Source organism: Bacillus cereus group sp. BfR-BA-01349 (genome assembly GCF_022663795.1).
GTDB classification, from domain to species: domain Bacteria; phylum Bacillota; class Bacilli; order Bacillales; family Bacillaceae_G; genus Bacillus_A; species Bacillus_A cereus.
The window spans coordinates 79,195-90,965 of the sequence record NZ_JAKUGE010000004.1; the positions used below are offsets into that span (position 1 = coordinate 79,195).

Consider the following 11,771-nt stretch of genomic DNA (forward strand, 5'->3'; position numbering starts at 1 on the left):
TGTGCTCTTTTTATTTTGTAGGAATGAAGAAAACAGATATAGCTGCGATAAGACCTGCAAAGGAGAATAAGTAAAAATTCCATGCTAAGTCATATTGCATTGTCATAATAATACCGATGAGAATAGGGCCAGCAATTGCACCAACTCGGCCAAGTCCCAGTCCCCAGCCTAAGGAGGTAGCTCGGATATGTGATGGGAAGTATTGTGTTACATATGCATTTAATATTTGAGTAATACCGACCGATCCAATACCAGCAAGGCCAATTAAAAGATAAATGATTGTAACAGATGGCTTGATTGTTAATAGTCCGATACATATGGCTGCCATAAGATAAGAGATGCTAATAACAATTTTTGCGCCTATACGATCAGCAATTGCTCCAGCGAATACCGCACCAACAGCTGCGGTAATATTTAGCATAAGTAGAAAAGACAGACTAGATCCAAGAGGATATCCCGCCTGGCGCATCATCTGTGGTAACCAAGTATTTAAACCGTATATTAAAAACATTCCCATTATATAAGTGATCCAAAAAAGTAGCGTTGCTTTTATGTATTCTTTTGAGAATAAAGTAAAAAATCCAGTTTTCTTTCGTATAGTAGATGGAGCTTGATGAGTTTTATTTTTTACATGAAATTCAATTTGAAAACGATTAAGAATTTGGTTCACTTCTTCTTGGCGATTACGTGATAATAAAAATTGAATGGACTCAGGTAAATAGCGAATAATGAAAGGAATGAGGAGTAGTGGAATCATTCCGATACCAAACATAATTCTCCATCCGAAATCTTCTAACATAAACATAGACAAAATAGCACCTAATACGATACCTAAAGGATAGCCAGTAAACATAAGAGCATAAATAAAAGATTGCCTTTTTTTTGGTGAATATTCAACAGTAAGTGCTGAAGCCGTTGGGATAACACCGCCTAATCCGATTCCTCCTATAAATCGAGATAATCCAAATAACTCAGGAGAAGAAGCGATAGCCGCTAAACCCATTGTGATAGAAAAAAGTGCTAAACAGCATATAAGCGTCCATTTACGCCCAATTAGATCTGTAATCGCTCCAACTAGAATAGCCCCAATAAACATCCCAAATAAAGCATAGCTTGCAATTGTACCAGCGTGCGCTGGTGATAGCGCCCAGCTTTTGTCTTCTAGGAGCTTTGGTAGAACGGCACCGTAAATACCTAAATCATATCCATCAGCTAAAATGGCTAGCCAACAAATAAAAACAACAAGTTTTGTAATAGAGCTTGAAAAGATAGTTTCTGTAGATTCTAGATGAGGTGGAGCTGAAGGTTGCATAATATTCACCCCTTTTAATTTGTAGATGAATATATTATTTTATTTAATGTTAATATTTCCCTCCCTGTGTCGAAAATTATCTGAAAAGATTTTATAACAAATAAAGAAGTTCAACAGTAATTCTGTTGAACTTCTTTATTTGTTTACTCATTATCAACTCGTTTTAACGGTTGATCTGCTGGGCCTTCAAGAACGTCTCCCTCAATTGAAAAACGAGAACCATGGCAAGGGCAATCCCAAGTACAATCACCATTATTCCATTCAACTTCACAGCCGAGATGTGTACAAGTTGTATCGACGATATGTAATTTTCCTTCTTTGTCCTTATAAGCACCTGCTCGTTTACCGTTAACATGTACGACAGATCCTTCACCAACTTCGAGATCTTCTGGCTTACGTAATGCGGTTTCAATCTTTCCTTCAATTAAATGTTTCGCAACATCAATGTTTTGGGAGAGGAACGTTTTTATATCTGGATTTGCATGGAAGCGTGATGGTGCATACAGTTCTTTATAGGGACTGTGGACTTTTAGGATGGAGTTCTTCAGTAGGTGAGCGGCAGCAGTTCCAGTTGTCATGCCCCATTTGCGATATCCAGTTGCAACAAATATATTTGGATTTCTTTCGTTAATATGTCCGATATAAGGAAGCTTATCTAGAGTGATTAAATCTTGTGCTGACCATCTATAAGGAACTTCGTCTATTCCAAAAGTTGCTTCAGCAAAAGAATAAAGTGCTTCATAATGAAGCATCGTATTTATTCCTTGTCCTGTTTTATGACTCTCTCCGCCAATCAAAATTAATTTTTCTCCATTGTTTGTTATATAGCGTAAGGAGCGCTTTGGATCATCAATACTTAAATACATGCCACCTGGATAATCCGTTTTTGCTTTTATTGCAAGAGCGTAGGAGCGTTCTGCGTACATTCGCGTAAAGAAAAAGCTATTCGCATCATAAAAAGGAAAATGTGAACAAGAGACGACATATTCACAAGTGATATGATGGCCCTCTTTTGTAATTATTTGTGGATGATCTCCCTTTTCCACATCCATAGCTGTTGTTTGTTCGTAGAGCTTTCCGCCCATCTCCACAAACTTTTCTAAAAGTGTTTTTAAATAAAGAAGGGGATGGAATTGTGCTTGATTTTTCATTATAAGCGCAGATTGTACTGGAATAGGAATCGATAGAGATTGAACATAGTCACAAGGTATATTTAATTTTTGATAAGCTTCATATTCTTTCGATAAATTTCTTAATCCGTTATCGGTAGTTGTATATAAATATGAATCTTCATTTGAGAAATTACAGTCGATTTTATATGTTTGAACAGTTTCATTTATGAATTGTAGAGCCTGATTATTTGATTCATAGTAAAGCCCGGCCTTTTCTACACCGAAATGGTTTATTAATTCATCATAAATAAGATCATGTTGTGCTGTTACTTTCGCTGTTGTATGCCCAGTCGTTCCGTTTAAAATACGACCAGAATCAATTAAAACAACATCGATGCCTTCTTTTGCAAGTAAATAGGCAGTAGTAATACCTGTAATACCAGCACCGATAATAGCAACTTTCGTCTTTATATTTTCGGATAAACGAGGGAAAGTAGGAAGCTGAGTAGATTCAATCCAATAAGATAGCGGCAGTTGTGGAAATGTATCACTTGTCATTGCGGAAACCTCCTGATTTTAGAACAATTTTCCTTTTAATATTTCCATATTATATGAAATTTATGTGTGTTGTTTTAGAAGTAGTCTATTTTTATTAAAAGAGGTTATAAATTATTTTAATATAATTAATTAGGTGGGGCATTATGAAGTAGTAGGATTTATATAAAACTAAATTCAAGTGATTCTGTTTGTTGATTACATAGGGAGTTATTGAATGAGATAGAGTCTATGGCGTTTAAGAAAATGTCTATATAGAGTGGGTAAATCCTTATGGAATATATACATTTTCTTTAGTGAAATAAAGTATGATTATAAAAATATAACCACCTTTTATTACTAGGTCATAAAAGGTGTTGACAATATAGAAATTCTATTGTTATGATTCATCATGTGGAAAGGTTGATAGAGAGTAAAAAGAGAAATGTTTTTCATTGATAATAAAAGCGAAAAATAAGTGACGATAGAGTGAGTATATTTTCCTTATAATAGATGCTTTTTGGATCATCTAGTAAAATCAATCTGGAAGCAAGAATTGATATATGTAAGTTGCGCAAGGCGCGGCATAAGAAAGGAGCAAAAGGATGAAGGAGCTTCATACGTTTGGGTGGTATGCAGCACGTGTATCACCACATTTGCCGAAAAAAGCATTTAAACCAGTGCCTACTCGTTTATTTGGTGGACTGGCTTATTTGCTTGTGGCATTGGCGGGGTTAATATCGATTGGTGTATTTGAATTGAATGTGTGGGCGAATCTAGGAATTGCGATTGTTCTTGGATTATGTTTTGCTTCACTTGGATTTTTAGGGCATGAAATTTTACATGGAACTGTTGTAAGAAAGGCATGGCTTCGTGATTTCTTAGGCGCGATTGCATTTATGCCATTATCAACAGGGCCAAAGCTTTGGAGAAAGTGGCATAATGCAACGCATCATGTTCATACACAGCATGAAGAGAATGATCCGGATGCATGGCCGACACTTGAGAAACTTAAGAAGAGTAAGTTTTTGAGTTGGGTATATCGTATGCCTTTACATGTACGTTCATTCTTTAGTTTTCTGTCACTAACAATTCAATTTACATTGCATTCGACTCGAATGTTCTTTCATTTTATAAAAGAGTTCAAGTCATCCAATCAAAAATCTGTATGGCTTCAACTTCTTTTGCCTTGGACAGTTTGGATTAGTTTATTGTTTATTATGGGACCTGGAAAATGGTTATTTGCATATGTCATTCCGTTGTTAATTGCTAACTTTATTGTAATGGCATATATCGCAACAAATCACCGCTTAAATCCAATTGTTCCAGTAAATGATCCGTTAGCAAACTGTTTGTCAGTAACAGTGCCGCGCTGGGTAGACGTTTTACATTTCAATTTCTCATATCATACAGAACATCATCTGTTTCCTGCTATGAGTTCTAAATACTATCCGTTAGTAAAAGAGAAGATTAAAGAAATGTGGCCGGAACGCTATCATGAGATGCCGATGACAAAAGCTTTGGCAGCGCTATGGAATACACCACGTGTGTATTATCAAGGAAGTGAATTAGTGGATCCGCATAGAGAGCATTTCTATGGTTCTTTAGGAAATGGACTAGATCCTCATAATATTTCATATCGTGAGGAACATATAGAGGAAGAACAGAGTATTAAAAAAGTAAATCAGTAAAAATTAATATATTTTTGCAATGAAAAAGCAAGCCATCTCAGGCTTGCTTTTTCTTATAAAGAAACTTCTTTTTTGTTCTTTTTATGGAATTGGACGGAGTTAGTTTCTTTTCGTTGTAGTCGTTTTTCTAAAAGATTAACAAAATAAGTAAATAGAAGAACAAGTACGAGATAGTATACACCAACGATTATGTAAGTATCTAATTGTTGGAAGTTACCTGCTGCAATTGATAAACCTGATCCCCATAATTCGGACAGTCCTACGTAAGCGACAAGTGAAGAGTCTTTTAATCCGATAATAAATTGGTTTCCTAGAGGAGGAAGAGACAGACGAAATGCTTGTGGTAATATAATCCGGCGCATAGCTAAAGAATAAGGCATACCTAAGGAGCGAGCGGCTTCCAATTGTCCCCGGTCGACGGATTGAATGGATCCCCGGAAAATTTCCGTAATATATGCACCGTTATGAATTGCTAAAGCGATTGCTCCTGCCCAAAAAGGGGAGAAAACAATGACAGATGTAATGCCAAAATAGAGAATTGCGATTTGAACGATTAAAGGTGTACCACGAATAATAGCAATATAGATATGAGCAATGCTATTTAAAACTTTGTTATTCGAGATTCGAAAGAAAGCAAATAATAATCCAATTAATGAACCGAGTACTAGGGAGGTTAATGTTAATTGTAATGTGACAATAGTAGCCTTTAAGAGTGTGGGATAGGTAGAGATAAAAATTTCAAACATGCGTTTCACCTCATATTGTATAGATTTTAGTAGAGAATGAAATGCCCCACATGAAATGAACAATTAATCAGTGGGGCACTGTTTATGAATCTTTTGAATGGCTAACTTACTTCGTTTTTTCCTCTTCACCGAGAATATTACGCCCGAACCATTTTTTACTGATCTTTTCATACGTACCATCTTTAATGATTTCATCTAACGCTTTATTTACTTTCTCAACCATTTCTTTATCATCTTTGCGAATAGCAATTCCCATTTCATCAAGATTTAATGGTTTTCCGGCTTCTTTTATATTTGATTTTCCTTCTTTTATCATACGTAGACCAACCATTTGATCCGTAATTACTGCGTCAACACGCCCAGGCTCTAAATCCATAAGAGCAGTAATATCGCTGTCATATTCTGTGATTTGATCTGTATATTTTGCAACAAGATTTTTAAAGGTACTAGCTTTTACAACACCAATTTTCTTACCTTTTAAATCTTCTGGAGAAGAGATAGCGTTATTCTTTTTAGCTACAAAAATTTGGGCGCCGGAGCGATAGTACGGATTTGAGAAACTAACAGCTTTTAAGCGCTCCTCTGTAATTGCCATACTACCCAGTATTACATCATATTTCTTCGCTTGAAGACCTTGAATCAGCGTTTCCCATGGGTTTGTAACTGGCGTAGCCTTCATGTTCATCTTTTTAGCAAGAGCTTCACCGATTTCTACATCAAAACCGACAAGTTTGCCGTCATTTTCTTTATAGTTAAAAGGTTTGTATAATCCACTCATCGCATAGCGAAATTCTTTTTCACCATTTGTTGAAGTAGTAGAGCTTTCTTTGCTACAAGCTCCTAGTATGAAAGATGTACATAGTGTAATGCTAGCAACAATGGTTAATAGTTTTCTTTTCATAAAATCCCTCCTATATATTGATCATACGGATGGTTTTTTAGTATGTTATTGAAATATTTTATTTGGATGATTAGTTGTGCACCGTATGAATGTATTCTTTTTCGTTCGAAACAAAAGTTACATTATAAAACGTTGCGTAAAAATTGTTTTGCCCGTTCATGTGATGGAGCTGAAAAGAATTGTGCTGGCGGAGCATCTTCTACAATCTTTCCATCATCCATAAAGATGACGCGATCAGCTACATCTCTTGCGAAATTCATTTCATGAGTAACAATAACCATTGTCATCCCTTCTTCAGCAAGTTCTTTCATGACTTGCAATACTTCTCCAACAAGTTCAGGGTCTAAAGCTGAGGTAGGCTCATCAAATAGCATAATCTTAGGGCTCATTGCAAGAGCTCGTGCAATGGCAATGCGCTGTTTTTGACCACCTGAAAGAAGATGAGGAGTTACATCTGCTTTATCTTGAAGGCCGACTTTTTGGAGAAGTTGAGTTCCAATATCCTTTGCATTTGCTTTCTCTAATTTTTTTACGTGAATAGGTGCTTCTATGATGTTTTCTAGTGAGGTCATATGAGGAAAGAGGTTAAAGTGCTGAAAAACCATACCGACATTTTCACGGACTTTATTTAAATTTGAATGCTTTGGCTCAATTCGCTCACCTTGTAAGTGAATTGAGCCTTCATCGTACATTTCTAAAAAGTTAAGACAGCGAAGTAATGTACTTTTACCAGAACCACTGGCACCAATTAAAACAACAACTTCTTTTTCTTTTACTTCTAAATCAATTCCTTTTAACACATCAAGTGAACCGAATGATTTTACTAGATTTCGAACTTGAATCATACAAAACCCCCAGTTAAAAATATATTTTACAAATGTTGCCCCTTATTTCTGTTATTAGTCATAAATTGTCAGAATCCTTTATTTTTTCGTTCAATTTGATATTCAAAGAAATAATATTTTTTTAAATCTCTATATCCTTCTATGATGAAAATATGGATAATAATATATAGGTAGTATTTATATTGCTTATAAAAAGGGGGAAAGGGAAGATGGAAAAAGAAAGGAAAACATTTTCTTTTGGATTACGTACACAACTTATGCTATTCACTACAGTTTTAGCTTTTATTACATATTCAACAAGTATCTTTTTTATTTACGTGATATACGATTATTTTCAAAGTTATGTAAGTCAAACTGTATATAATATTATCGTTATGTTATTAGGGGTAGTATGGTCTGGAATTTTAGCATATGGAGCAGCCGTATTTTTAATTAAACCGCTTCGCAAGTTAGAGGAAGCGGCAAGAAAAGCAGCTGAGGGTGATATTCGTGAAGATGTTCCATTACCGAAGACAGATGATGAAATTAAATCTTTAAGTGTTGCATTTAATATGATGTTAGGAAACTTAAGGGGCATGGTAAAAAATATTGATACAACATTTTCGTATACAAATAATCAAGTACAGCAGATTAGAAAACAAACAGGCGAAGCAACGAGACAAGCGCAAGGTGTATCAGAGACACTTGCAGAAATTTCTTCAGGCGCTGAGCAATCAGCGGCATCAATTCAAGCAATTGTTTCTGCTGTTGATACAACGACTTCTATTGCAAGTGAAGTAGAAGAAAAAGCGAAGCAGTCTGATACATTGTCTTCAGAAATGGTTGAAGCTTTAGGGCATAGTACTCGTGTCTTTACGTCTTTAATTCAAGGTATTCAAACATTGGCAAAAGAAAATGAAGATTCAATGCAAAATGTACAGAAGTTAGAAGAACGAATGAAACAAGTAGAACATATTGTGTCTGTTGTGAGTGCGATTGCTAGCCAAACGAATTTATTAGCACTAAATGCTTCTATTGAGGCAGCTCGCGCAGGAGAGCATGGAAGAGGCTTTGCGGTTGTTGCGGAAGAAGTACGTAAACTTGCTGATGAAAGTGATCATTCTGCAAGAAACATATCGCAGTTATTACGGAATATGCAAGATGAAGTACAACAAGTTGCAATGAAAATGACAGAACAAGTGAAAATAGCTAAAGAAGAGGCGAAACGTGGGGAAGCTACGGAATTAATTTTAAAAGAAATGTCATCAAGTGTTATGGAAGTAGCCGATGCAACTCAGCAAATTAGTAGTTATATGAATGAACAAGTGAGCCACATTCATCAAACAGGAGCACAAACAAAAGCTGTAGCAGCAATTGCTGAAGAAACGTCAGCTGGTTCGCAAGAAGTGGCGCGTGTGACGCTACAACAGTCTAAAAATATGATAGTAATCGATCAATTATTAAAGGATTTAGAGAAGCAAGCAACTGATTTGAAACAAACAATTGAACGATTTTCAATGTAAAAGGAAGAACAGAATGCTGTTCTACTCTTTTTTATTTAGCTTGATTTAATATTTACAGTTAAACTATGAACGTTTCCGCAACATTCTTTTCTGTCCCTTTCGGATGAAAATTATAGCGAGCTATAATATTAAAAGGGGTGTCTTTTATGAAAAAAGAAAAAAGACAACGGTTAATTAAACAATTTGTAAAGGAGTATGAAATAGATAAGCAAGAAAGATTAGTAGAATTGTTAGCAAAAAAAGATGTATTAGTAACACAAGCTACGGTTTCTCGCGATATTCGTGAGTTAAACTTAACGAAGGTACCTTCTCAAGAAGGATTAATGATATATAAAGTTTTCTCAGAAGAGCATGTACAAACTGATATAAAGTTAAAGAAAAAATTACGAGAAGTTGTTGTAAAAATTGATTGTGTAGATCAATTAATGGTTATTAAAACATTACCTGGTAATGCACATGTTATTGGTGTTTTATTTGATGAGTTAGATTGGAAAGAAAAAATAGGATGTATATGCGGAAATGATACATGCCTTATAATTTCACAGTCGAAATCAGATAGGGAGATTATAGAAGAAAGATTAAATTTAATTATTTAGATGCAAAAATCCTGTTTTTAATAAAATTAAAAACAGGATTTTTGTTTAAATACGGAAGTTAAATATTCAACATATATGCGTAATATATGTATTTTTTATTGAGAAAGCGAGATAGTTTGTTATAAAAATACATATTCGTATGATTTTAAAAAAATAACTTGTTTAATATTTCACAATGATAATGTGGATACTTTCACAAAGATGAAAGTGCAGAGCATTTATTATGTACTTGTAAGACATCAAACATATTTAAAAGGAGGTACAACAAATGAAACATCCGATACATGTTACTTCAGAAATTGGAGAATTACAAACGGTTTTATTAAAACGACCGGGTAAAGAAGTGGAAAACTTGACGCCAGATTATTTGCAGCAATTATTATTTGACGATATTCCATACTTACCAATTATTCAAAAAGAGCATGATTATTTTGCACAAACGTTACGCAATCGGGGTGTTGAAGTTCTTTATTTAGAAAAACTAGCCGCTGAGGCGTTAGTAGATAAAAAACTTCGAGAAGAATTTGTTGATCGTATTTTAAAAGAAGGACAGGCCGACGTAAATGTTGCACATCAAACTTTAAAAGAATATTTACTTTCCTTTTCAAATGAAGAATTAATTCAAAAAATTATGGGCGGTGTACGGAAAAACGAAATTGAAACAAGTAAGAAGACACATTTATATGAATTAATGGAAGATCACTATCCGTTTTACTTAGATCCAATGCCTAATTTATATTTTACTCGTGATCCAGCAGCTAGCGTGGGCGATGGCTTAACGATAAATAAGATGAGAGAACCAGCGCGTAGACGTGAATCATTATTCATGGAGTACATCATTAAATATCATCCAAGATTTGCAAAACATAATGTACCAATCTGGTTAGATCGTGATTATAAATTTCCAATTGAAGGTGGCGACGAGCTAATTTTAAATGAAGAAACAATTGCGATTGGAGTATCTGCTCGTACTTCAGCTAAAGCAATTGAACGTTTAGCTAAAAATCTCTTTAGCCGACAAAATAAAATTAAGAAAGTGTTAGCAATAGAAATTCCAAAATGCCGAGCATTTATGCATTTAGATACAGTATTTACAATGGTTGATTATGACAAGTTTACAATTCATCCAGCCATTCAAGGGCCAAAAGGGAATATGAATATTTATATTTTAGAAAAAGGATCAGATGAGGAAACTCTTAAAATTACACATCGTACTTCTTTAATGGAAGCATTAAAAGAGGTATTAGGCTTAAGTGAATTAGTTCTAATTCCATGTGGAGGAGGAGATGTAATTGCTTCTGCTCGTGAACAATGGAATGATGGCTCGAACACATTAGCAATCGCGCCAGGTGTAGTTGTTACATATGATCGCAACTATGTATCTAATACGTTATTACGGGAACACGGTATAGAAGTGATTGAGGTTCTAAGTTCGGAATTATCTCGTGGTCGTGGGGGTCCACGTTGCATGAGTATGCCAATTGTTCGTAAAGATATTTAGTATAAATAACGGAGAAAGTAGGGATGAATTATGTTAATGACTAGACCAAATTTAAAAGGAAGAAGCTTTCTAGCAGAAAAAGATTTTACACAAGAAGAATTGTTATATTTTCTAGATTTGGCAGCAGAATTAAAAGAGAAAAAGAAAAATGGTATTCCGCATCATTATTTAGAAGGTAAAAATGTAGCGCTCTTATTTGAAAAAACTTCTACTCGTACGCGTTGTGCATTTACAGTAGCATGTACAGATTTAGGGGCAAATCCTGAATATTTAGGGAAAGGTGATATTCAACTTGGGAAAAAAGAATCTGTAGAGGATACAGCAAAAGTGTTAGGGCGTATGTTTGACGGAATTGAGTTTCGTGGATTTAATCATGAAACTGTAGAATCTTTAGCACAAAATTCTGGTGTGCCGGTTTGGAATGGATTAACAGATATGTGGCATCCAACACAAACACTAGCAGATTTATTAACAATTAGAGAACATATAGGGAAATTGAAAAATGTGAAGCTCGTTTACGTTGGCGATGGACGAAATAATGTTGCTAATAGCTTACTAGTTGGTGGAGCAATCGTTGGAATGGATGTATGTATTTGTACACCGGAATCTTTATGGCCTGCACAAGAAGTAATTGATTTAGCAAAAAAATATAATGAACAGGTAATGATAACAAGTAATGTGGAAGAAGCTGTTGCGAATGCAGATGTAATTTATACAGATGTATGGGTGTCTATGGGGGAAGAAGAAAAATTTGCTGAACGTGTCGAGTTATTGAAACCTTATCAAGTAAATATGAAAATGATTAAAGCAACAGGGAATGAAAACGTGATTTTCTTACATTGTTTACCTGCATTTCATGATGTTGAAACGATGTATGGCGAAGAAGTTTATGAGAAATATGGGTTGAAAGAAATGGAGGTAACTGACGAAGTATTCCGCAGTAAACATTCAAAAGTATTTGATCAAGCTGAAAATAGAATGCATACAATTAAAGCGGTTATGGCAGCTACTTTAGGAAACATGGAGTAAAG

General features: G+C 34.9%; 9 protein-coding genes and 2 pseudogenes. 6 read left to right on the plus strand and 5 right to left on the minus strand.

All coding sequences use genetic code 11. The features are described 5' to 3' along the window. Positions 1-10: 10 nt before the first annotated feature. Both MR169_RS04105 and MR169_RS04110 read right to left on the minus strand, forming a co-directional pair. Positions 11-1,312 (minus strand): MFS transporter, encoded by a 1,302-nt coding sequence (locus MR169_RS04105; RefSeq protein WP_086392081.1) that lies wholly within the window; start codon positions 1,310-1,312, stop codon positions 11-13. Between the two features lie 143 nt (positions 1,313-1,455). Beyond that, on the minus strand, positions 1,456-2,982 hold the full coding sequence (locus MR169_RS04110) for an FAD-dependent oxidoreductase (protein WP_242318936.1): 1,527 nt from the start codon (positions 2,980-2,982) through the stop codon (positions 1,456-1,458). Between the two features lie 581 nt (positions 2,983-3,563). On the opposite strand from MR169_RS04110, the gene desB reads away from it, so the two are divergent. Next, a complete protein-coding gene (gene desB / locus MR169_RS04115; protein WP_242318937.1) occupies positions 3,564-4,649 on the plus strand; it encodes a Delta(10) desaturase DesB in 1,086 nt (361 codons plus the stop codon). Positions 4,650-4,702: 53 nt separating this feature from the next. Here the strand turns inward: desB and MR169_RS04120 are convergent, their stop codons facing one another. From MR169_RS04120 to MR169_RS04130, 3 genes are all read right to left on the minus strand, one after another. Further along, the gene (locus MR169_RS04120; protein ID WP_242318938.1) at positions 4,703-5,458 is read right to left on the minus strand and encodes an amino acid ABC transporter permease; all 756 of its coding nucleotides are present in this window, start codon (positions 5,456-5,458) and stop codon (positions 4,703-4,705) included. 43 nt (positions 5,459-5,501) lie between these two features. Next, the gene (locus MR169_RS04125; protein ID WP_000823768.1) at positions 5,502-6,296 is read right to left on the minus strand and encodes an ABC transporter substrate-binding protein; all 795 of its coding nucleotides are present in this window, start codon (positions 6,294-6,296) and stop codon (positions 5,502-5,504) included. Positions 6,297-6,418: 122 nt separating this feature from the next. Further along, the gene (locus MR169_RS04130; RefSeq protein WP_201144889.1) at positions 6,419-7,141 is read right to left on the minus strand and encodes an amino acid ABC transporter ATP-binding protein; all 723 of its coding nucleotides are present in this window, start codon (positions 7,139-7,141) and stop codon (positions 6,419-6,421) included. A gap of 374 nt (positions 7,142-7,515) precedes the next feature. Here MR169_RS04130 and MR169_RS28430 point away from each other — a divergent pair. The 5 genes and pseudogenes from MR169_RS28430 to argF form a co-directional block, all read left to right on the plus strand. Beyond that, positions 7,516-7,701 (plus strand): annotated as a pseudogene (locus MR169_RS28430) (HAMP domain-containing protein); the annotation flags it as partial. A gap of 369 nt (positions 7,702-8,070) precedes the next feature. Next, positions 8,071-8,643 (plus strand): annotated as a pseudogene (locus MR169_RS28435) (methyl-accepting chemotaxis protein); the annotation flags it as partial. A 146-nt stretch (positions 8,644-8,789) separates the two neighbouring features. After that, the gene (gene argR / locus MR169_RS04140) at positions 8,790-9,239 is read left to right on the plus strand and encodes an arginine repressor (RefSeq protein WP_000711827.1); all 450 of its coding nucleotides are present in this window, start codon (positions 8,790-8,792) and stop codon (positions 9,237-9,239) included. 268 nt (positions 9,240-9,507) lie between these two features. After that, on the plus strand, positions 9,508-10,740 hold the full coding sequence (gene arcA, locus MR169_RS04145) for an arginine deiminase (protein WP_000682331.1): 1,233 nt from the start codon (positions 9,508-9,510) through the stop codon (positions 10,738-10,740). Positions 10,741-10,770: 30 nt separating this feature from the next. Then, positions 10,771-11,769, plus strand: a complete 999-nt coding sequence (gene argF / locus MR169_RS04150; protein WP_000930288.1) for an ornithine carbamoyltransferase — start codon at positions 10,771-10,773, stop codon at positions 11,767-11,769. Positions 11,770-11,771 lie beyond the last annotated feature (2 nt).